Raw genomic sequence first — 21,975 nt, 5'->3', positions numbered from 1 at the left:
GGTGCGCCGGCGCTCCCGCGAGCCGGCGCTCAATTCGTGTTCTGGGTTCAGGCGCGCGTCGTACCGGCGGCCGCTTGCGCGGATGATTGAGCCGACAACCGGTCGAGCGCGAACTCGAGTGCGTACAGATAGCCTTTCCAGCCGAGACCGCAGATGACGCCCTCGGCCAGATCGGAGAAATACGAATGGTGCCGGAACGATTCGCGGCGATGCACGTTCGACAGGTGAATCTCGACGAACGGAATGCCGACGCCCGCCAGCGCATCGCGGATCGCGACGCTGGTGTGCGTGTAAGCAGCAGGGTTGATCAGGATGAAATCGGTTTTCTCGTTCCGCGCGGAATGGATGCGATCGATGAGCGCGCCTTCATGATTGCTCTGAAACGACGCGAATTCGACGCCGGCGTCGGCTGCACGGTCCGCCAGCGCCTGGTCGATCTGCGGCAGCGTCACGCGGCCATAAACCTCGGGTTCCCGGGTGCCGAGAAGGTTGAGGTTGGGGCCGTGCAAAACCAGCAGTCGAGTCATGGTCGCTTCTATTTCCGTGGAATTCGCGGCACTTTAGCGCTGTTTAGAGAAATTTGTCTAGTTTCTCGAACGCCCGGACGGATGCCGCGGCAGCGCCTCGAACCGGCCGGAAGCACAACTTCTCTCAATTTCAGTCGATTGGTGCATAAATCCCACGGTTCCGACCTCAATTAAGCGCGAACAATTTGTCGACGTCAGAGCGCGTCGAGCGTGGCTTTCAACTCATTTGGCTGAATCTGGCCCAATTTTGTCGACCGTACGACACCTTTTGCGTCAATCACGACCGTATACGGCAAAGCGCCCGCATTGTTTCCGAAAGCGCGCGCGAGGTCGGCGCCGCCGAAGCCGATCACGTAGATCGGATAGTCGACCCGGACCTTCTGCAGGAACGTCTTGACGTTCTTGTCGGAGTCCACGCCGAGGCCGACGAATGCGACGCCTTTCTTCGCGTATTCGCGGTGCAGCTCGCTCAGCGACGGCATTTCCTCGACGCACGGCCCGCACCACGACGCCCAGAAATTGACGACGACCGGATGCCCTTTGAGCAGGCTCAACGACTGCGGCTTGCCGTCGACGTTCGTGACGGTCGCCGACCAGAGCTGGTCGACGGGACTCGCCGCCGGCGCGGCGGGCGTTGCCGCATGGGCGACCTCGGTCAGCGCTTGACCGGATAGCCAGTGACTGGCAGCCGCGCCCCCTGCCGCCGCGACGACCGCGACTGCAACCGCTGCCAGAATCCGCTTCGTGTTCATCTTTTGTCTGTTCAATTAGTGGAGGAGGCGGCGTCGCTTTCGGCGAGCAACGCCGCAACCGCCTGGACGCTCGCGCGCGCGAGCCGGCCGCGCGCATCGGCGCGCACCGCGCCGCGCAGGTCGTCCGTGCCGTAGAGCGCGACATGGATGCCGACCGGCTCCACGTCGCGGCCTTCCGTCGCGACCGGACGCCAGAGGAAGCTCAGCGTCTCGACATAGCCGCGTCCGGCGAAATGCCGCGTTTCCGAAACGTCGTACTGCACGTTCTCATTTAGCAGATAAATTGCGACTTCTTTCGGGTTGTCGCAAAACGCCTGCAGGTGAATATCGGAGTGTTCGCCCGCCGTGCCGCCGAGCACCGCGCCGGTCAGATACGGGTTGAACGGCGCGAGCCGCAGCATCCAGTCGAGTGCGATTTCGCGCAGGCGGCGCAGCACCGCGGGCTGCGTGTCGCCCTGAAACAGCGACTGATACTCGCGGATTTCTTCTTCGATCTGGTCGTTATCGGGCAGCCAATCGCCGGAAACGCGCGTCTCCCCGACGACTTGCCGCGCGGCTTTGCGCTTGGCCGTCGAATAGTCGAGACCGTCTTCCGCGATCATCCGCGCGGCGGCGATTGCGATTTCCTCGCGCACGCGCGTCGGGTCGAAATGTAGTTTGCGGACCATCAGGCAATCATACTAGAGAATGCGCGGGCGCCCGCCGTTGCGGGGCAGCGCCGGGCACCGCGAGCGCCGCGGGCGGCGCGGGTCGTCGGATAGTCGTCGGGTACAATAGCGGCCTTTGCAAGGACCGCTCTATGCACATCCACATTCTCGGTATCTGCGGCACGTTCATGGGTGGTCTCGCGGTGCTGGCGCGCAGCGCGGGGCATCGGGTCACCGGCTGCGACGCCGGCGTCTATCCGCCGATGAGCACGCAGCTCGAAGCACAAGGCATCGGGCTTATCGAGGGTTACGGCGCGGAGCAGGTCGATCTGAAGCCCGATCTGTTCGTGATCGGCAATGTGGTGTCGCGCGGCAATCCGCTGATGGAAGCGATTCTCGACCGCGGTCTGCCCTATGTGTCGGGTCCGCAGTGGCTCGGCGAGCACGTGCTCAACGGCAAATGGGTGCTCGCGGTGGCCGGCACGCACGGCAAGACCACGACGAGCTCGATGCTCACGTGGCTGCTCGAGGACGCCGGCATGAACCCGGGCTTTCTGATCGGCGGCGTGCCGCTCAATTTCGGCGTATCGGCGCGGCTTACCGATTCGAGCTTCTTCGTGATCGAAGCCGACGAGTACGACACCGCGTTCTTCGACAAGCGCTCGAAGTTCGTTCATTACCGGCCGCGCACGGCGGTCCTCAACAATCTCGAGTTCGATCACGCCGACATCTTTGCCGATCTCGCCGCGATCGAAACGCAGTTTCATCACCTCGTGCGCACGATTCCCGGTATCGGCCGCATCGTCTCGAATGGCCGCGAGGCCGCGCTCGAGCGCGTGCTTGCGCGCGGCTGCTGGAGCGAAGTCGAGCGGTTCGGCGTCGAAGGCGGCTGGCAGGCGCTTGCCGCCGAAGACGGCGTGCCCGTCGACGAGCAGTTCGCGGTGTACCAGCAGGGCGAACGCGTCGGCGTCGTCGACTGGCAGGTGCAGGGCGAACACAACCGTATGAACGCGCTCGCGGCGCTCGCGGCCGCGCGCCATGTCGGCGTGCCGCCCGCGCAGGCCGCGCGGTCGCTCGCGGGCTTTCGCAACGTGAAGCGCCGCATGGAAGTGCGCGGCAGCGTCGACGGCGTGACCGTCTACGACGATTTCGCCCATCATCCGACCGCAATCGAGACGACGATCGCCGGTCTGCGCACGCGCGTCGGCCGAGGTGAACACGGCAAACGCACGCGCATTCTCGCGGTGCTCGAACCGCGCTCGAACACGATGAAGCTCGGCCTGATGAAAGCGCAACTGCCGGCGAGCCTCGCCGACGCGGATCTCGTGTTCGGTTATGGCGCGTCGAGCGGCCGCGATGCGCTCGGCTGGGATCTTGCCGAAGCGCTCGCGCCGCTCGGCGACAAGGCGCGCGCGTTCAACGATATCGACACGCTCGTCAAAGCGGTGATCGACGTTGCGCAGCCGGGCGACCACGTGCTCGTGATGAGCAACGGCGGCTTCGGCGGCGTGCACCAGAAGCTGCTCGACGCGTTGTCGATGCGGCCGGTGGCGCTCGCGCGGGGCGTCGCGTGATTCTGTACCTGCACGGATTCCGTTCGTCGCCGCAATCGTTCAAGGCGCGCGTCCTTGCCGAACGCCTCGCGGCGCTTGGCCGCGGCGACGAATGGTGCTGCCCGCAGCTGCCGGTGTCGCCGCTCGAAACGATCGAGCTTGCCGAGTCGCTCGTGAAGGCGCGGCTCGGGTCGGGCGCAGCATCGGATGCGGCGGCCGCGCAGTCCGCGCCGCGCGAGCGCATCGTCCTGATCGGCAGTTCGCTTGGCGGTTTCTTCGCAACGCATCTGGCCGAAAAGCACGGTTGGCCGGCGGTGCTGCTCAATCCGGCCGTCGTGCCGCAGCGCGATCTGTCGGCGTACCTCGGCGAACAGCCGCGCGTGCACGGCGGCGGTAGCATCGTTGTAGAAGCACATCATCTTGACGAGATGCGTGCGCTCGCCGTCACGTCGATCACGCGCCCCGAACGCTATTATCTGTTTGCGGCCACCGGCGACGAGGTGCTCGACTACCGCGAGATGCTCGCGCACTATCCGGCCGCAAGGACGAAACTGATCGAGGGCAGCGATCATTCGATCAGCGAGTTTGCAGACTACGTCGACGATGTAATCGCGTTTTGCGATAGCGCCGCGGCCGTCCAACTCGCGACGAAGCCGAACGTCGACCCTCGCAAGGGGGCCGCGACGAGGTAGGCGCGCATTCTGCGCGCGGTGGGCGCTCAGTGGGCGCTCGGTTTGCAGAGCAGCATTGGCAAACGGGCCGCACGCGATTCCCACGCAATTGCACGCAATTCGCAGCTAGTTGGCACACGGTTAACAAATCACCTCCACGAATATGCCGCAGCCGGCCGCGGCGCCATGCCTGACATACACGGCGCGCAAGCAACCGGATGCATGCAGACGCGGCGGCCATGGCGGCCGACGCGAGCCAGAACGAGAGTATTGAGTGAACGTTTTCTTTGAGGAATCGGGCAGTTTCAAGGCAGGCAGCGTGCTGTCGAAGCAGGGCGACGCGTTCCAGGTCGAGTTGCCGGGCGGCCGGCGCGCAAAAGTGCGCGCAAAAGACGTGCTGATCGAATTCGACAAGCCGGCGGCCGGCGAACTGATGGAGCAGGCCGACGCGGCCGCGCAGCAGATCGATCTCGACTTCCTGTGGGAATGCGCGCCGGAGGACGAATTTCCGTTCGCGACGCTCGGCGCCGAATACTTCGGCGACGCGTTCGGTCCGATCGAGCGCGCGGCGCTCGTGCTGCGCATGCATGGCTCCCCGGTCTATTTCCGGCGCAAGGGCCGCGGCCAGTACCAGCGCGCGCCGCAGGAGCAATTGCAGATGGCGCTTGCGTCGCTCGAACGCAAACGTCAGCAGGCGCTCGTGCAATCGCGTTACGAAGACGAACTGAAAGAGGGCCGTCTGCCCGACGCGTTCGCCGGCAAGGCGCTTGCGCTGCTCACGAAGCCGGACAAGAACTCGATCGAGTACAAGGCGCTCGAAGCGGCGGCCGCGCATCGCGGCGTGTCGCCGGCGCGTCTGATGCTCGACTGCGGCGGCATTCCGTCGGCGCGCGCGCTGCACGAGGCGCGTTTCCTGTCCGAATTCTTCCCGCACGGCACCGCCTTTCCGCCGGTCACGCCGGGCCCGCTGCCCGACAACCTGCCCGAAGCCGAGGTCGAGGCGTTCTCGATCGACGACGTGACGACGACCGAAATCGACGATGCGTTTTCGGTCGAGCATCTCGCCGATGGCCGCGTGCGGATCGGCGTGCATATCGCCGCGCCGGCGCTCGGCATTGCGCGCGGCGACGCGGTCGACGCAATCGCGCGCGCGCGGCTGTCGACGGTCTATATGCCCGGCGACAAGATCACGATGCTGCCCGATGGCGTGGTCGACGTGTTTACGCTCGCCGAGGGCGGCATGCGGCCGGCATTGTCGCTCTACAGCATCGTGAACCGCGAGACACAGGAGATCGTCGCCAGCGAAACGCGCGCCGAGCTCGTGTTCGTGAAGGCCAACCTGCGGCACAACACGCTTTACGAAGTCGTCACCGAAGAGGCCCTCGCCGCGGGCTCGGGCGACTATCCGCACAAGGACGACATCGCGGTGCTGTGGCCGTTCGCGCAGGCGCTGTTCGAAAAGCGCCAGGTGATGCGCGCGAGCTTCGGCCTCAGGCGCGAGGTACAGCGCAATACCGATTTCAACTTTTACGTGGAAGGCGAGCATGTGACGATCACGCCGCGCCGGCGCGGCTCGCCGCTCGATCTGATTGTCGCGGAGCTCGCGATTCTCGCGAACTCGACGTGGGGCGCCTTCCTGCACGATCACGGCGTGCCTGGCATCTACCGGTCGCAGCGCGCATTCGGCGCGCCGACCGGCCCGAAACGCACGCGTATGCAAACGACGGCCGCGCCGCACGAAGGGCTCGGTGTCGCGCAATACGCGTGGAGCACGTCGCCGCTGCGGCGCTATGTCGACCTCGTCAATCAGTGGCAGTTGATCGCGTGCGTGCAGCATGGCGTGACCGCGAAGCTCGCCGCGCCGTTCAAGCCGAAGGACGCGGACCTGTTCGCCGTCGTGCAGGGCTTCGACGATACGTACACCGCCTACGCCGATCATCAGCGCCGGATGGAGTATTTCTGGTGCTTGCGATGGATCAGGCAGGAAGACCGGAAGCAGGTTGTCGCGTCGGTCGTGAAGGGCGATCTCGTGCGGCTCGAAGAGGTGCCGCTGCTGCTGCACGTGCCGGGGCTCGGCGTGCATGCGCGCGGCACGCGCGTGCTGCTCGAGGTGATGTCGATCGATGAGCTGACGATCGAAGCGTCGGTGCGTCTGCTGCACGTGCTCGACGCGCCGACCGTGACGAGCGGCGCCGAAGCCGAAGAAGCGGGCGATGGCGATGGCGACGATGGCGACGGCGAAATCATCGACGCCGCCGATGAGTCCGCGCAAAGCGAAGCCGAGGCGCAAGCGGAAGCGGCCCTCGAAGACGCGGCTTCTTCGTCCGAGGCCGGCGAGGTTTCCGCGGACGAGGGCGCGGCGCAAAGCGGCAACGAACACGATGTCGATGGCGACGCATCGAATGCCGGCGCCGCGGGCTCCGCGCCACATCGCGAGACGGAGCCGGGCCGATGAGCACGCCGTCCGTGCCCGAGCCCGGCCCGCACGACCGTTACGCGGTAATCGGCAATCCGATCGCGCACAGCAAGTCGCCATTTATTCATGCGTGCTTTGCCGAGCAAACGGGCGAGCGCATCGAGTACGATCGTCTGCTCGCGCCGGTCGATGCCTTCGTCGCGCAGGTGCGCGCATTTATCGAAGCGGGCGGCCGCGGCCTCAACGTGACGGTGCCGTTCAAGCTCGAGGCGCATGCATTGGCCGACACGCTGTCGCCGCGCGCGGCGGCCGCCGGCGCGGTGAATACGCTGCGCTTCGACAGGGCCGGGATCTACGGCGACAACACCGACGGTTTCGGACTCGTGCGCGATATCGAAGTGAACCTCGGCGTCTCGCTCGCGGACGCGCGCGTGCTGTTGCTCGGTGCCGGCGGCGCCGCGCGCGGCGTCGTGCTGCCGATGCTCGAGCGCGCGCCGCGCGTGCTGACGATCGTCAATCGCACGGCCGCGAAAGCCGATGCATTAGTCGCGCAATTCGCCGCGGCCGCGAGCGGCGCGGGTTGCCGCCTGACGGGCGGCGCCGCGCAGGCAATCGAGCCCGGTGCGTACGATGTGATTGTCAATGCGACGGCGGGAAGTCTCGACGGCGCGCTGCCGGAATGCGACGACCGGGCGTTTGGCGCGCAGACGCTCGCCTACGACATGATGTACGGCGCGCAGCCGACTGTCTTCATGCAGCATGCGCTTTCTCTCGGCGCGCGCGCGGCCGATGGGCTCGGCATGCTGGTCGAGCAGGCGGCCGAGTCGTTTTATGTGTGGCGCGGTGTGCGGCCCGACGGCGCGCCGGTGCTTGCGGAACTGCGCAAGCAGCTTGCGGCGTCGGCCGGCGCCTAGCAGCCGGGCGTCGCGTTTAGCAGTCGCGAGCAGGTAGCGTTCCGACATTCTCCACAGGCGAACGGCGTTGAGCATAGCGGACAACATGAGACCAACGAAGCGCTCGAAAGCTGCGAAGGCGAGTGCGAGGACGATTACCGCAGGCCGTTGGGCTGCCTATGCGGCGGCTGTGTTCGCATTCTCGTGGTTTGCGGTTCAGGCGTTCTATTTCGCACAGATCGCGGTATGGAACTACGTGAATCCGCAATCGACGGCATTCATGCGCTCGGACGCGTGGCGTCTTGCCGCGGACCGGCCCGAACTGTCGATCCAGCACACATGGGTGCCGTACGACCAGATTTCGCGCAATCTGAAGCGCGCGATTATCGCGTCCGAAGACGCGAATTTCGTCAACAACAACGGCTACGAAACCGACGCGATCCTGCAGGCGTGGGAGAAGAACAAGGCGCGCGGCAAGATCGTCGCGGGCGGCTCGACGATCACGCAGCAGCTCGCGCGCAATCTCTTCCTGTCGCGCGAGAAGAGTTATATCCGCAAGGGACAGGAACTGATCATTACGTGGATGCTCGAGACGCTGATGGACAAGGAGCGGATCTTCGAGATCTATCTGAATTCGGTCGAATGGGGCAATGGCGTTTATGGCGCGGAGGCGGCGGCGCGCTATTACTACAAGACCACGGCGGCGAAGCTGTCGGCCGGTCAGGCGGCGCGGCTCGCGGTCATGCTGCCGCGCCCGAAGTACTTCGACGAGCACCGCAATTCGGGGTATCTGACGCAGCGCGCCCGCGTGATCGCGCGACGCATGGGCGCGGCGGAACTGCCGGACTGACTGCGCGGCGCGCGTTCATGTTGCGGCATCGCCTTGCCGATACAAAATGAAAACGGTCACTGCGCTTACGACGCAGTGACCGTTTTTCGATTGATGGCTCGAATACCGGTTCAGCGGAAATAATAGGTCATGCCGACCGTAAAACTATTATTCGTTCTTTTTGTTCCCTTCGAATTCGACCTGTCGGCAGTCCATTCGCCGTTGATATGGATATTTTGTAAATCGCGTATTCGACACCGAGGCCGCCGTGAAGCCGCGTATCGGGCCATGCCGTCGTAAAACCGATGCGTGCGTACGGCATGATCCTGTTGAACGGCATGCCGATGCGGGCGTCGAGGCCGCCGTCGACTTTCGTCGTCGAACCGCCGTGAAAATCGGCGAATGCCTCGGCGCCGAGCACGAAGCGGCCGAGGTCGAATCCGTAGCCGGCCATCGCGCCGAGGAACGCGGTGCCGTGTGTGCCTTTGTTGACAACGCCGGACGCGTCGGACCAGTTCCCGCCGACCTTGATGCCGGCATAGGGACCGGCGAACTCCGATTGCGTGGTGAGGCCCTGTGAAGCGGGCGATTGCGTCGGGGCCGTGAGCGGCGTGGCTACCGATGTGACTGCGGACGTGACTTCGGGCGTCTGAGCGTGCGCAACGCCGGCGAGCGCGGCAAAGGTCAATGCGGTCAACCAGGATTTAATTGCTGTCATATCACAAAATCTTCTGAAATAAAAAGTTCGCTGTTTGCGCCTGCATCTGATTTTTCTCATTGGCAAATCAAGAAAATCGATATAAGACGGTTAATGCGGGAATTTAGCGCAAGCAGGTGAGACTAGATATTTCAAATGGGTGACTGAATCAGACGTTTCTTAAATGAATTCGCGACAGCGTGTGCCGTTTATCCTGATTTATTGAGTGGGCACAACGATTTCGATAGATGAAGTGCGCGAGGCATCTCAGCGTGACGCGCCGGTAGAAGGAGCGTTGCGCGGGTCTATCCCAATATGTGGTTGATCTCTTCACATATTGGTGTATCTGCGAAAAGCGCCCTACAATCCGTTCCAACGAGCCGGTCCACCGGCGAAAACATATCGTCGGCGCGACGGCAGCATCAGCGCGACGAAACGCAAAACGAATCGGAGACAACCCGTTATGGACTCTTTCCTGTTCTGCCGGCAGCCGGCGCGCATCAACCGCGCGGCGCCTGTTTGACGTCCGGCGCGACATTCAGCCTGACTTTGGCTTGACGTCCGCTGCACGTTTTATCAACACCCCAACCCGTTTGCCTGATCGCCATGAATAAAGCGATGACCAATCACGCCGGGTCCGAGTCCGACGCGGTGAGACAACCCGCGGTGCGCCCGTCGAACGGCGCGGCCCATCCGCCTGCCGAGCGCGACACGATTGCGCTGCCGAGCACGCTGCTCGACATCACGCCGCAGCAGGCCGGCACGCAGACGCTCTTGCGCGGCCTCGCGATTCTCGAAGCGGCCGCCGCCGGCGTGCGCGACCTGCGCACGTTCGGCGCCGCGCTCGGCACGACGCGCAGCACGACGCACCGCCTCGTCAGCAGCCTCGTGCAGGCGCGCTATCTGCGCCAGGTGCAAGGCGGCTATCTGCTCGGCCCGAAGCTCATCGAACTCGGCACGATCGCGCTCGAGCAGATGCCGCTGACGACCGTCGCGCGCCCGCACCTGGCCGCGCTCGCCGAGGAAACGCACGACACGATTCACCTGGGCGTGCGCGACGGCGACGATGTGCTCTATATCGACAAGATTCCCGGCACGCGCGGTCTCGAGATGCGTTCGCGCGTCGGTCACCGGATGCCGCTCGCGTCGACCGGCATCGGCAAGGCGATGATGCTCGACCTCACGCCCGAGCAGTGGCAGAAGCTGTTCGATGCATCGCGCCGCGCGCTCGCCGACGTGAGTTTCAAGCCCGACAACCGTCCCGATCTGCAGACCTTCATGCAGCGCATGACGAACTATTCGGGCGGCGGCTTCACCTTCGATCTCGAAGAAAACGAAGCATCGATCCGCTGTGTCGCGGCGCCCGTGCGCGACGCGTCCGGGTCGATCGTCGCGGCGTTGTCGGTGGCGAGCACGCTTCCGTATATGTCGCTCGAGCGGATGGACGAACTGATTCCGGTCGTGCAGCGCGAAGCGCGCGCGATCTCGGAGGAACTCGGCTGGCGTGCGCCGCAACCGGCAACGCGCAGGATCAAGCGATGACTGCACTGGGTTCCCCGCCCTCGATGCCGCGCTCTGTGCCGATCATGCCGGCTGAATCTGCCGCGGCGGCGCAGAAGCGGCGCAGCGCGCAGGCCGATGCCGACGCCGCAGACGCCGACGCAGCGGGCGGCGCATCGGACACCGCGAACAGCCAGGCAGCGCTGATCGCGCTCGATTGGGGCACGACCGCGCTGCGCGCCTATCTGTTCGACGCGGCGGGCCGATTGCTCGAAACGCGCGCGTCGACGGCCGGCATCATGAATCTGCCGCGCGCTGCCGGCGAAGGCGGTTTCGATCTCGCGTTCGACGCCATCTGCGGCAGCTGGCTCGAAGGCGCGCCGCATCTGCCGGTGATGGCGGCCGGCATGGTCGGTAGCGCGCAGGGGTGGAAAGAGGCGCCGTACGTCGATACGCCGGCAAGCCCCGATGCGATCGTGCGCGGCCTCGCGCATGTGCAGACGAGGCGCGGCGTTGCGCTGCATATCGTGCCGGGCGTGCTCGAGCGCGGCGAATTGCCGAACGTGATGCGCGGCGAAGAAACGCAGATTTTCGGTGCGCTTGCCGGTGATACGGTAACCGTCGCTAACGAGTCGCAGGCGCACGAGGCAACTGCGGCGCACGATGACGAAAGCGCGCTGATCGGCCTGCCGGGCACGCACGCGAAGTGGGTGATCGTGCGCGGCGCGTGCATCGAGCGCTTCTATACGTTCATGACGGGCGAAGTGTTTGCCGCGCTGTCAGAGCACACGATTCTCGGCCGCACGATGAGAACGCCCGATCGCCCCGATACGGCGGCGTTTCTGCGCGGCATCAGCGTCGCGCGCAATCACGGCCATGCGGGCATGCTCGCGACGATCTTCAGCACGCGCACGCTCGGGCTGACCGCGCAGCTTTCGCGCGAAGAGCAGCCCGACTATCTGTCGGGTCTGTTGATCGGCCACGAACTGAATGGACTCGAAGCGGTGCTCGAGCGTCAGCAGTCGACGCTCGCCGGCCGCATGCTGCGGCTGATCGGCAACGAGGCGCTGTGCGAACGGTATCGGCTCGCACTCACGCAATACGGCTGCCAGTCGGCCGAGCTCGTCAAACATGCAACCGAACGCGGCCTGTGGCGCATCGCCGTGCAGGCCGGCCTCGTGACACCCGCCGCCGGCGCCGCGCCTGCATCGCGCCACGGCTAGGGGCCGAGCGCACGATGCGGACCCTGGCCGTGGCACGACGCGATGCACCAACGAACCGGCAACGGAACAGACAAAGGCAATCGACATGCAAGCTGAACTGAATCTGCCCGGCCCTTACCAGCCGCACGCGGGCCTGAGGGCCGCATTCGAAGCGTGTCCGCTGATTGCGATTCTGCGCGGCGTAACGCCGGCCGATGCGGCCGATCATGGCCGTGCGCTTTATGACGCGGGCTTTCGTATCGTCGAGGTGCCGCTCAATTCGCCGCAGCCGTTCGACAGCATCGCGGCGATCCGCCATGCGTTGCCGCCCGACGCGATCGTCGGCGCGGGTACGGTGCTGCAGGCGTCGTTCGTTCATCAGGTGAAGCAGGCGGGCGGCGAACTGATCGTGATGCCGCACGCGGACCCGGAAGTCGTGCTCGCGGCGAAGTCGCATGCGATGGCCTGTTCGCCCGGGGTCGCGACGCCGACCGAAGCGTTTATCGCGCTCAAGAACGGGGCCGACGTGCTGAAGATGTTTCCCGCCGAACAGCTGGGCTGCCATGTCGTGAAGGCGTGGCGCGCGGTGATCGCGGCGCAGGTGCCGCTCGTGCCGGTCGGCGGCATCACGCCGGACAACATGGGCCCGTTCCTGAGGGCCGGCGCGAACGGTTTCGGTCTCGGCTCCGCGCTGTTCAAGCCGGGCCAGAGCGCCACGATTACCGCGTCGCATGCAAAGGCATATATCAACGAACTGCGCGTCGCGCGCGCGGGTGCGAACAAATGAATCGCCTTGCCGGCAAGGTCGCATTGATCACGGGCGCGGGTCGCGGCATCGGCGCCGCGATCGCGCACGCGTTCGCGCGTGAAGGCGCGGCGGTCGTGCTTGCGGAACTCGATATCGACACGGCGCAGCAGACCGCGCGAGAAATCGAGGCGGCTGCGGCCAGCACGAATGCCGGCGCGAACCATGGCGCCGGCGGCGCACGCGTGCTCGCCGTGCGCACCGACGTCACGCAGTCCGCATCGGTGCAACACGCGGTCGACGAAGCGCAGCGCGCGTTCGGCCCGCTCGACGTGCTCGTCAACAACGCCGGCATCAATGTGTTCTGCGACCCGCTGACGATGACCGACGACGACTGGCGCCGCTGCTTCGCGGTCGACCTCGACGGCGTCTGGAACGGCTGTCGCGCCGCATTGCCGGGTATGGTCGAACGCGGCCGCGGCAGCATCGTCAATATCGCGTCGACGCACTCGTTCAAGATCATTCCGGGCTGCTTTCCGTATCCGGTTGCAAAGCATGGCGTGATCGGCCTGACGCGCGCGCTCGGCATCGAATACGCGCCGCGCAATGTGCGCGTCAATGCAATCGCGCCTGGATATATCGAAACGCAGTTGACGCGCGAATGGTGGGACAACCAGCCGGACCCCGCCGCCGCGCGGCAGGCGACGCTCGATTTGCAGCCGATGAAACGCATCGGCCGTCCCGAAGAAGTCGCGATGACCGCGGTGTTTCTCGCCTCCGACGAAGCGCCGTTTATCAACGCGAGTTGTATCACCGTCGATGGCGGCCGCTCGGCGCTTTATCACGATTGACAGCCGCGGGAGCATCCATCGTCCAGATCAGCAGGTGGCGAAGCAAAGTGAACCGGTTGACGCGCTGGCCGCGTGTGTCAGTCCCGGTACAAGAAGACGCGGCCGATAACCTTCTCGTTACTAGTCAGGAGACAAGCATGAAACGCAGAATATTCCTCACGCTCGCGGCGGCAGCGACGACGGCGGTGCTCGTCAACGCGCCGGTTGCGCAGGCAGCCGATCAGGTCAAGATCGGCTTTCTCGTGAAGCAGCCGGAGGAGCCGTGGTTCCAGGACGAGTGGAAGTTCGCCGAGATCGCCGCGAAGCAGAAGGGCTTCACGCTCGTGAAGATCGGTGCGCCGTCGGGCGAGAAGGTGATGAGCGCGATCGACAACCTCGCCGCGCAAAAGGCGCAGGGCTTCGTGATCTGCACGCCGGACGTCAAGCTCGGGCCGGGCATCGTGGCGAAGGCGAAGGCCGACGGCCTCAAGATGATGACGGTCGACGACCGCCTCGTCGACGGTTCGGGCAAGCCGATCGAGTCGGTGCCGCATATGGGCATTTCGGCGTACAACATCGGCAAGCAGGTCGGCGAAGGCATCGCGGCCGAGATCAAGAAGCGCGGCTGGGACATGAAGGACGTCGGCGCGATCGACGTGACCTACGAGCAGCTGCCGACCGCGCACGACCGTACGGCCGGCGCGACCGACGCGCTCGTCGCCGCGGGCTTCCCGAAGGCGAACATCGTCGCCGCGCCGCAAGCGAAGACCGACACGGAAAACGCCTTCAACGCAGCGAACATCGCGCTCACGAAGAACCCGCAATTCAAGCACTGGGTGGCCTACGGTCTCAACGACGAAGCGGTGCTCGGCGCGGTGCGCGCTGCCGAAGGCCGCGGCTTCAAAGCCGACAATATGATCGGCATCGGTATCGGCGGTTCGGATTCGGCACTGAACGAGTTCAAGAAGCCGCAGCCGACGGGCTTCTATGGCACCGTGATCATCAGCCCGAAGCGCCACGGCGAGGAAACCTCGGACCTGATGTACGCATGGATCACGCAAGGCAAGGAACCGCCGCTGCTGACGCTGACGACCGGCATGCTCGCCACGCGCGACAACGTCGGCGAAGTGCGCAAGGAGATGGGTCTCGCGTCGAAGTAACGTCCTGACGTTACCGCAGACGCGAATGAATGCAGCAGTGCAGTAACGGCAAAGCGCGTGGACGGCCATGACGTCCGCGCGTTTTGCGGATGAATCGACCGCATGAGCGCACACCGCAAAGCGACAACCGGGGAGCGTTTGTGCGCCGGCGATGCGTATCACCGGTTTGGGCCGGGCACAGCCCGGCGGCAAACCCGTGCAATCACAAGTGGCAACAGGAGGCGAAGTGTCAGCGACGCTGCGTTTTGACAATATCGGCAAGGTGTTTCCAGGCGTACGCGCGCTCGACGGCATTTCGTTCGACGTGCATGCGGGCCAGGTGCACGGCCTGATGGGCGAGAACGGCGCGGGGAAATCGACCCTGCTCAAGATTCTCGGCGGCGAATATCAGCCGGACTCGGGGCGGGTCCTGATCGACGGCAACGAAGTGCACTTCGGCAGCGCCGGTGCATCGATTGCGGCCGGTATCGCGGTGATTCACCAGGAATTGCAGTACGTGCCGGATCTGACGGTCGCGGAAAACCTGATGCTCGGCCGTCTGCCCAATTCGCTCGGCTGGGTCAACAAGCGTCATGCGAAGCGCTATGTGCGCGAGCAGCTCGCCGCGATGGGGGTCGATCTGAACCCGGATGCGAAGCTGCGCAAGCTGTCGATCGCGCAGCGGCAGATGGTCGAAATCTGCAAGGCGCTGATGCGCAATGCGCGCGTGATCGCGCTCGACGAGCCGACGAGCTCGCTGTCGCATCGCGAAACCGAAGTGCTGTTCAAGCTCGTGCGCGACCTGCGCGCCGACAATCGCGCGCTGATCTATATCTCGCACCGCATGGACGAGATCTATCAGCTGTGCGACGCGTGCACGATTTTCCGCGACGGCCGCAAGGTCGCCTCGCACGAGACGCTCGAAGGCGTGAGCCGCGACACGATCGTCAGCGAAATGGTGGGCCGCGAGATTTCCGACATCTATAACTACACGCCGCGCGAGCTCGGCGAAGTGCGCTTCTCGGCGAAGGCCATCGAAGGCGGCCCGCTGACGGAGCCGGCGAGCTTCGAGGTGCGGCGCGGCGAGATCGTCGGCTTTTTCGGTCTGGTCGGCGCGGGCCGCAGCGAACTGATGCACCTCGTGTACGGCGACGATCCGAAAAAGGGCGGGCAGCTGACGCTCGACGGCAAGCCGATCAAGGTGAAAAGCGCGGGCGACGCGATTCGCCAGGGCATCGTGCTGTGCCCTGAAGACCGCAAGGAAGAGGGCATCGTCGCGATCGCGTCGGTAGCGGAGAACATCAATATCAGTTGCCGGCGCCACTATCTGCGCGCGGGCATTTTCCTCGACCGCAAGAAGGAAGCCGAAACGGCGGACCGCTTTATCAAGCTTCTGAAGATCAAGACGCCGAGCCGCCGCCAGAAAATCCGCTTCCTGTCGGGCGGTAATCAGCAGAAAGCGATTCTGTCGCGCTGGCTTGCGGAGCCCGATCTGAAGGTCGTGATTCTCGACGAACCGACGCGCGGTATCGACGTCGGTGCGAAGCACGAGATTTACAACGTGATCTACCAGCTCGCGGAACGCGGCTGCGCGATCGTGATGATTTCGTCGGAATTGCCGGAAGTGCTCGGCGTTTCCGATCGCATCGTCGTGATGCGGCAAGGCCGCATTTCCGGCGAGCTGGCGCGCGGCGCGGCAACCGAGCAATCGGTGCTGAACCTCGCCTTGCCGAAGAGTTCGACAGTATCCGAGACCGCGCAGGCGGCCTGAAGTCTGAGGAGCAACGACATGCAACAAGCTCAAGAAAACCTCGCGCAACAGGCGGCGAAAAGCGCCGCCGAAGCGCTGATTCCGCAGGCGAACGACCGCCAGAAATGGTGGCAGCAGATTACCGAGTACAGCCTCATCGTGATCTTTGCCATCATGTTCATCACGATGTCGCTGACGGTCGATCACTTCTTTTCGATCGAGAATATGCTCGGCCTCGCGCTGTCGATCTCGCAGATCGGCATGGTCGCGTGCACGATGATGTTCTGTCTCGCGTCGCGCGATTTCGATCTGTCCGTGGGTTCGACCGTCGCGTTTGCCGGCGTGCTGTGCGCAATGGTGCTCAATGCGACGAACAATACGTTCATTGCGATCGTCGCCGCGGTCGCGGCCGGCGCCGTGATCGGCTTCGTGAACGGCGCCGTGATCGCGTACTTGCGCATCAACGCGCTGATCACGACGCTCGCGACGATGGAAATCGTGCGCGGCCTCGGCTTTATCGTGTCGCACGGGCAGGCGGTCGGCGTGTCGTCCGATACGTTTATCGCGCTCGGCGGCCTGACGTTCTTCGGCGTCTCGCTGCCGATCTGGGTCACGCTGTTCTGCTTCATCGTGTTCGGCGTGATGCTCAATCAGACCGTCTACGGCCGCAACACGCTCGCGATCGGCGGCAATCCGGAAGCGTCGCGGCTCGCCGGTATCAACGTCGAACGCACGCGTGTGTATATCTTCCTGATTCAGGGCGCGGTGACGGCATTGGCCGGTGTGATTCTTGCGTCGCGCATCACGTCGGGCCAGCCGAATGCGGCCGAAGGCTTCGAGCTGAACGTGATCTCCGCATGCGTGCTCGGCGGCGTGTCGCTGCTCGGCGGTCGCGCGACGATCTCGGGTGTGGTGATCGGCGTGCTGATCATGGGCACTGTCGAGAACGTGATGAACCTGCTCAATATCGATGCGTTCTATCAGTACCTCGTGCGCGGTGCGATCCTGCTCGCCGCCGTGCTGCTCGACCAGTTGAAGAACCGCGGTTCGCGCGATTGATACGCAACTTTGATACGCGATTCTGACACGCAATTGAAGTGCAATCGACGAGCACTGAAGCGCAACGTGTGATCGACCTTTAGGGGAATCGAACGATGTCGTCTCCTGCCAACGCAAGCGCACGGCATGCCGCCGATGTCTATGCGCGCTATCCGAGCCTCACGGACCGTACGGTGCTGATCACGGGCGGCGCGACCGGCATCGGCGCGGCTTTTGTCGAGCAATTCGCCGCGCAGGGCGCGCGCGTCGCGTTCTTCGATATCGACGAAACGGCCGGCGACGCGCTCGCCGACGGACTTGGCGATTCGCGGCACAAGCCGCTGTTCGCGCGCTGCGACGTGACCGATATCGACGCGCTGCAAAAGGCGATTGCCGATGTACGCGCGGCGCTCGGGCCGATCCTGGTGCTCGTCAACAATGCGGCGAACGACAGGCGCCACAAGATCGCCGACGTGACGGCCGAATCGTTCGACGCGGGTATTGCCGTGAACGTGCGGCATCAGTTTTTCGCCGCACAGGCTGTAGCCGACGATATGAAAGCGGCCGGCGGCGGCTCGATCATCAATCTCGGCTCGATCAGCTGGATGCTGAAAAACGGCAACCTGCCTGTCTATCTGATGGCGAAATCGGCGGTGCAAGGGCTCACGCGCGGCCTCGCGCGCGATCTCGGGCCGTTCCATATTCGCGTCAATTCGCTGGTGCCGGGATGGGTGATGACAGAAAAACAGAAACGCCTGTGGGTCGACGACGCGGGCCGCCGTGCGATCAAGGAAGGGCAGTGCATCGACGCGGAACTGATGCCGGACGATATCGCGCGCATGGCGCTGTTTCTCGCCGCCGACGATAGCCGGATGATCACCGCGCAGGACATGATTGTCGACGGAGGATGGGCATGAGCGGAGATGCAGTCATGCAGGCGAAAGCATCGGAGCGCAAACGGGAAACGCCACGGGAACAGCACGCGGCGCTCGCGATCGACGCGAAATGCGCGCTCGGTGAGGGCGCCACGTGGTGCGCGAGAACCGGTCGCTTCTACTGGGTCGACATCGAAGGCGCGCGCTTGTGGCGTTACGATCCGCGCGATGCGAGCAGCACGTCGTGGACCATGCCCGAGCGCGTCGCCACGTTCGCGCTGTGCGCCGATCCGCACTATCTGCTGCTGGGTCTCGCGTCGCGCCTTGCCTTCTTCGATCTGGCGACGGGCGGGATCGCGACGATCGTCGAGATCGAAGCGGGTCTGAACACGCGTGTCAACGATGGCCGGTGCGACCGCCAGGGGCGCTTCGTGTTCGGCACCAAGGATGAAGGCGCCCCGGCGCGGCCGATCGGCGGCTTTTACCGGCTCAATCGCGATCTGACGCTCGAGCGGCTGCCGTTGCCGGCGCCGGCGATTTCGAACAGCATCGCATTCAGTCCCGACGGCGCGACGATGTATTTTTGCGACTCGCCGACCCGCGAGATCCGTGCGTGCGATTATGGCGCGGACGGACGCGTGTCGAACGAGCGCCTGTTCGTGCGGCTCGCCGATGCCACGGGCGAGCCCGACGGTTCGACCGTCGACGCCGAAGGCGGCTTGTGGAATGCGCATTGGGGCGGCGCTCGCGTCGTACGCTACGATGCGAACGGCGTCGAAACGGAGCGCGTGACAGTGCCGACCGCGCAGCCTAGTTGTGTGGCGCTCGGCGGCGCGCGGCTTGCGACGCTTTATGTGACGAGCGCGCGCGTCGGTCTCGATGCCGATGCGCTGCGCAGAAATTCGCTTGCAGGTGGCGTGTTTATCGCAACGCCGGCGCGGCGCGGATTGCCGGAGCCCGTATTCGAGGGTATCCCACGCTAGAGGCGCGCCGCCGCGTGATTTAAAGTTCAGCTGGCACAAACCAAAGAGGCGGCCGGTTCGCCGCGCCGCCCGCATAGCCGCCGTCCATGACGGCGACATTCGATGCCTCTCGAAGGGAGCTTTGACATGACTGTCGCGAATACCGCTGTCCCGTCTTCTTCCGCTTCTTCCGCTTCTTCTACTCCTTCCGCTTCGCCCACTCAGACGCGCCGCGCGCGGCTCCAGGCGGCGACGCATCCGGTGCTGGCCGGGCCGAGTACGTCGGCCGTTGCGATCGGCGCGTCGGATGCCGGCGAAATCGATAACGTGACGCTCGCCAATGCGTACTTGCGTGTCGACGTCGCGCCGCATCTCGGCGGCGGCGTCACGCGCTTCGACTGGCGCAGCGAAGGCAATCTGGTGCCGGTGTTCCGGCGCTGCCGTCACGTGAGTCCGCAGACCGATGCGAACGAGCTTGCCTGTTATTCAATGCTGCCGTATTCGAACCGGATTGGCGGCGGGCGCTTCAGCGTGGGCGGCCGGACCGTCGACGTGCCGTGCAATCGCAGCGGCGAATCGCTGCCGATTCACGGCGACGGGTGGCTCGCGTCGTGGCACGTGGCCGACACGGGGCAGGAAAGCGTGCGTCTCACACTCGATCGCAGCGACGGCAAGCCGTACGCCTATCGGGCCGCGCAGACCTACACGCTCGATGGCCCGACGCTCGTGATCACGCTCGATATCGAGAACGTCGGTCGCGACACGCTGCCGTTCGGTCTCGGCGTGCATCCGTTTCTGGTACGCGACGACGATACGCAACTGTCGGCGGCCGCCGCGGGCCTGTGGCTTTCCGGCGACGACTGGTTGCCGGTGCGCCAGGTGCCGGTGCCGCCTGCGTGGCAGTTCGGCGTCGCGTATCCGTTGCCGCGCACGATGGTCAACCACGCATTCACCGACTGGAGCGGACACGCGACGGTCGTGTGGCCGAAGCGGCGATTGTCGCTGACGGTGTCGTCGAGCACCGATTACTACGTGCTTTACACGCCGCCCGGTGAAGACTTTTTCTGCTTCGAGCCCGTCGATCACCCGATCAATGCGATGAACCTGCCGGGCGGTGCAGCCGAACACGGCATGACCCTGCTTGCGCGCGGCGAGCGGCTGTCGCGGACGTTCCGGTTTGCGGTCGAGCATGTGGGTCTTCGGGCGTTTGCGGGCGGCCGAGGTGCGCGCAGGCAGTGAGTTCAAGCGCGAGCGGCGGGGCACATGACCGCCCTCGCGATACTCGCCGCGAGTCGCGCATTGGACGCATGTCGATTGCGCGCGAGTAAAATACGCGCCTTTCCTGCATTCGACGCCCCGCACGGGTTTCACCCGGGTTCCAACATGACCTCATCCTTCATTCAGACGCTCAATCTTGCCTGGCAAAACTCGAATTCGCTGCTGTGCGTCGGGCTCGATCCGGAGCCGGCGAAGTTTCCCGGCGCGCTCGCGAACCGGTCCGATGCGATCTTCGATTTTTGCCGCAGGATCGTCGATGCGACGGCGCCGTATGCGTGCGCGTTCAAGCCGCAGATCGCGTATTTCGCCGCGCATCGCGCCGAAGATCAACTCGAGCAACTGATCGCGCACATTCATCTGAAACACCCGGAGCTTCCGGTGATTCTCGACGCGAAGCGCGGCGACATCGGCAGCACGGCCGAGCAATACGCGCGTGAAGCGTTCGACCGGTATCGCGCGGATGCGGTGACGGTGAACCCGTATATGGGCTTCGATTCGCTCGAACCGTATCTCGAACACAGGGACAAGGGCGTGATCGTACTGTGCCGGACGTCGAATCCGGGTGGCTCCGATCTACAGTTTCTCGATGCGGGCGGGCGGCCGCTTTATCAGACGGTCGCGCAGCTCGCGGCACAGAAATGGAACACGAACGGCCAGTTGGGCCTCGTGGTCGGCGCGACGTTTCCGAAGGAAATCGAAGTGGTGCGCGGTCTCGTCGGCGATATGCCGCTGCTGATTCCCGGTATCGGCGCGCAGGGCGGCGACGTCGAAGCGACGGTGCGCGCCGGGCGCACCGCGGCCGGCACGGGCATGCTGATCAATTCGTCGCGCGCGATTATTTACGCGGGCAAAGGTGACGATTACGCGGAAGCGGCGGCTGCGGCCGCGCAGAAGACACGCGATTCGATCAACGCGTATCGCTGATCGCGCGGGCCAGGCGGGGCTCGCTTGTCGATAGTTGCGGCACTCGCGCCGCGGCGGTCTTACGTGTCTTGCACCCCGCCTTTCACCGGCCCAAGCCGCGCAATCAGATCCCGATGCGCCGGAAACTGCACCTGCAGTTGCGCGACGTCACCTACTTCGAACTCGCTGAATTCAAAGCCCGGCGCGACCGTGCAGCCGACCACGGCAAAGCTGGCGGGGTCTTCGCACTCGGCCGCGAACCAGTCGCCGCCCGGCACGAGTGCCTGAAACACCGTGTCCCGATGCGCGAGCGCGTTGCCAAGGCGATGGGTCGCGAGCTTCCCTTGCCGGTCGAGCACATGCACGAGAAGCGGATCGCCCGCATAGAAGTGCCAGACTTCGTCTGACTTCAACCGATGCCAGCGTGAATACGCACCGTCGCACAGCATGTAGTAGATCGCTGTCGACGCAGAGCGCGGTTCATTCGCGTTTTCCGCACGGTGGATGGTCTGCGCGGCGCGATACGTTTCGCGGTAATAGCCGCCTTCCGGATGCGGCCGCAAATCGAAGCGGCGGATCAGTTCGTTTTTCGAATGGGCGTTCGTGGGCATGGTCTGGCGATGGTTCGTCGGCGATTCGACGGTGGTTCCGGTCGGGCTCGTGTGTGCTTCGCCGCGGGCGGTCAGGCGCGCACGGTCAGGGGCGCACGGTCAGCCACACAAACAGCGGGCAACGGACGTGAAGGATGAACCTTCACCAACAGAACGC

General features: G+C 64.7%; 21 protein-coding genes. 16 read left to right on the top strand and 5 right to left on the bottom strand.

Annotation, left to right across the window (positions count from 1 at the left end):
• Positions 1-47: 47 nt before the first annotated feature.
• From aroQ to QYH69_RS04970, 3 genes are all read right to left on the bottom strand, one after another.
• Positions 48-527, bottom strand: coding sequence for a type II 3-dehydroquinate dehydratase (gene aroQ / locus QYH69_RS04980; protein WP_308830783.1), 480 nt, complete (start codon positions 525-527; stop codon positions 48-50).
• 194 nt (positions 528-721) lie between these two features.
• Positions 722-1,279 carry a TlpA disulfide reductase family protein gene (locus tag QYH69_RS04975; protein WP_308830782.1) on the bottom strand — a complete coding sequence of 186 codons (558 nt, stop codon included), beginning with the start codon at positions 1,277-1,279 and terminating at the stop codon, positions 722-724.
• A gap of 11 nt (positions 1,280-1,290) precedes the next feature.
• Positions 1,291-1,947 (bottom strand): UDP-N-acetylmuramate--alanine ligase, encoded by a 657-nt coding sequence (locus tag QYH69_RS04970; protein WP_308830781.1) that lies wholly within the window; start codon positions 1,945-1,947, stop codon positions 1,291-1,293.
• A 131-nt stretch (positions 1,948-2,078) separates the two neighbouring features.
• Between QYH69_RS04970 and mpl the strand changes: the two genes are divergently transcribed.
• From mpl to mtgA, 5 genes are all read left to right on the top strand, one after another.
• Positions 2,079-3,500: a UDP-N-acetylmuramate:L-alanyl-gamma-D-glutamyl-meso-diaminopimelate ligase gene (mpl, locus tag QYH69_RS04965; protein ID WP_308830780.1), complete on the top strand. Its 1,422-nt coding sequence runs from the start codon at positions 2,079-2,081 to the stop codon at positions 3,498-3,500.
• Positions 3,497-4,171, top strand: a complete 675-nt coding sequence (locus QYH69_RS04960; RefSeq protein WP_308830779.1) for a YqiA/YcfP family alpha/beta fold hydrolase — start codon at positions 3,497-3,499, stop codon at positions 4,169-4,171. Before mpl ends, QYH69_RS04960 begins: the two co-directional genes overlap by 4 nt.
• Positions 4,172-4,424: 253 nt before the next feature.
• Positions 4,425-6,605: an RNB domain-containing ribonuclease gene (locus QYH69_RS04955; protein ID WP_308830778.1), complete on the top strand. Its 2,181-nt coding sequence runs from the start codon at positions 4,425-4,427 to the stop codon at positions 6,603-6,605.
• Positions 6,602-7,480, top strand: coding sequence for a shikimate dehydrogenase (aroE, locus tag QYH69_RS04950; RefSeq protein WP_308830777.1), 879 nt, complete (start codon positions 6,602-6,604; stop codon positions 7,478-7,480). Before QYH69_RS04955 ends, aroE begins: the two co-directional genes overlap by 4 nt.
• A gap of 85 nt (positions 7,481-7,565) precedes the next feature.
• Entirely contained in the window at positions 7,566-8,309 is a 744-nt protein-coding gene (mtgA, locus tag QYH69_RS04945) for a monofunctional biosynthetic peptidoglycan transglycosylase (protein WP_308830776.1), read from the top strand.
• Positions 8,310-8,436: 127 nt separating this feature from the next.
• Here mtgA and QYH69_RS04940 read toward each other — a convergent pair whose 3' ends face one another.
• On the bottom strand, positions 8,437-9,006 hold the full coding sequence (locus QYH69_RS04940) for a porin family protein (RefSeq protein ID WP_308830775.1): 570 nt from the start codon (positions 9,004-9,006) through the stop codon (positions 8,437-8,439).
• Positions 9,007-9,591: 585 nt separating this feature from the next.
• On the opposite strand from QYH69_RS04940, the gene QYH69_RS04935 reads away from it, so the two are divergent.
• The 11 genes from QYH69_RS04935 to pyrF all read left to right on the top strand — a co-directional run bounded on the left by QYH69_RS04935 (position 9,592) and on the right by pyrF (position 21,228).
• Positions 9,592-10,527: an IclR family transcriptional regulator gene (locus QYH69_RS04935; RefSeq protein WP_308830774.1), complete on the top strand. Its 936-nt coding sequence runs from the start codon at positions 9,592-9,594 to the stop codon at positions 10,525-10,527.
• Complete coding sequence (locus QYH69_RS04930) at positions 10,524-11,708, top strand: 2-dehydro-3-deoxygalactonokinase (RefSeq protein ID WP_308830773.1); 1,185 nt, start codon at positions 10,524-10,526, stop codon at positions 11,706-11,708. Before QYH69_RS04935 ends, QYH69_RS04930 begins: the two co-directional genes overlap by 4 nt.
• An 85-nt stretch (positions 11,709-11,793) precedes the next feature.
• Positions 11,794-12,474 carry a 2-dehydro-3-deoxy-6-phosphogalactonate aldolase gene (locus QYH69_RS04925; RefSeq protein ID WP_308830772.1) on the top strand — a complete coding sequence of 227 codons (681 nt, stop codon included), beginning with the start codon at positions 11,794-11,796 and terminating at the stop codon, positions 12,472-12,474.
• Positions 12,471-13,283: an SDR family oxidoreductase gene (locus QYH69_RS04920; RefSeq protein ID WP_308830771.1), complete on the top strand. Its 813-nt coding sequence runs from the start codon at positions 12,471-12,473 to the stop codon at positions 13,281-13,283. The genes QYH69_RS04925 and QYH69_RS04920 overlap by 4 nt, the downstream gene beginning before the upstream one ends.
• A 137-nt stretch (positions 13,284-13,420) precedes the next feature.
• Positions 13,421-14,422, top strand: a complete 1,002-nt coding sequence (locus QYH69_RS04915; protein ID WP_075158175.1) for an arabinose ABC transporter substrate-binding protein — start codon at positions 13,421-13,423, stop codon at positions 14,420-14,422.
• A 226-nt stretch (positions 14,423-14,648) separates the two neighbouring features.
• On the top strand, positions 14,649-16,172 hold the full coding sequence (araG, locus tag QYH69_RS04910) for an L-arabinose ABC transporter ATP-binding protein AraG (RefSeq protein WP_308830770.1): 1,524 nt from the start codon (positions 14,649-14,651) through the stop codon (positions 16,170-16,172).
• An 18-nt stretch (positions 16,173-16,190) separates the two neighbouring features.
• Positions 16,191-17,210, top strand: a complete 1,020-nt coding sequence (gene araH / locus QYH69_RS04905; protein WP_308830769.1) for an L-arabinose ABC transporter permease AraH — start codon at positions 16,191-16,193, stop codon at positions 17,208-17,210.
• A 95-nt stretch (positions 17,211-17,305) separates the two neighbouring features.
• The gene (locus QYH69_RS04900) at positions 17,306-18,106 is read left to right on the top strand and encodes an SDR family oxidoreductase (RefSeq protein WP_308830768.1); all 801 of its coding nucleotides are present in this window, start codon (positions 17,306-17,308) and stop codon (positions 18,104-18,106) included.
• A 14-nt stretch (positions 18,107-18,120) separates the two neighbouring features.
• Positions 18,121-19,047: an SMP-30/gluconolactonase/LRE family protein gene (locus tag QYH69_RS04895; protein WP_308830839.1), complete on the top strand. Its 927-nt coding sequence runs from the start codon at positions 18,121-18,123 to the stop codon at positions 19,045-19,047.
• Between the two features lie 126 nt (positions 19,048-19,173).
• A complete protein-coding gene (locus tag QYH69_RS04890; protein WP_308830767.1) occupies positions 19,174-20,265 on the top strand; it encodes an aldose 1-epimerase in 1,092 nt (363 codons plus the stop codon).
• 144 nt (positions 20,266-20,409) lie between these two features.
• On the top strand, positions 20,410-21,228 hold the full coding sequence (gene pyrF, locus QYH69_RS04885) for an orotidine-5'-phosphate decarboxylase (protein ID WP_308830766.1): 819 nt from the start codon (positions 20,410-20,412) through the stop codon (positions 21,226-21,228).
• A gap of 59 nt (positions 21,229-21,287) precedes the next feature.
• Here the strand turns inward: pyrF and QYH69_RS04880 are convergent, their stop codons facing one another.
• Positions 21,288-21,818 carry a cupin domain-containing protein gene (locus tag QYH69_RS04880; RefSeq protein WP_308830765.1) on the bottom strand — a complete coding sequence of 177 codons (531 nt, stop codon included), beginning with the start codon at positions 21,816-21,818 and terminating at the stop codon, positions 21,288-21,290.
• Between the last annotated feature and the right edge of the window lie 157 nt (positions 21,819-21,975).

The organism is Paraburkholderia sp. SARCC-3016 (assembly GCF_031119615.1).
GTDB lineage: Bacteria > Pseudomonadota > Gammaproteobacteria > Burkholderiales > Burkholderiaceae > Paraburkholderia.
The sequence above is the reverse complement of the archived record's forward strand: the minus strand, read 5'-3'. Positions and strand labels throughout refer to the sequence as shown.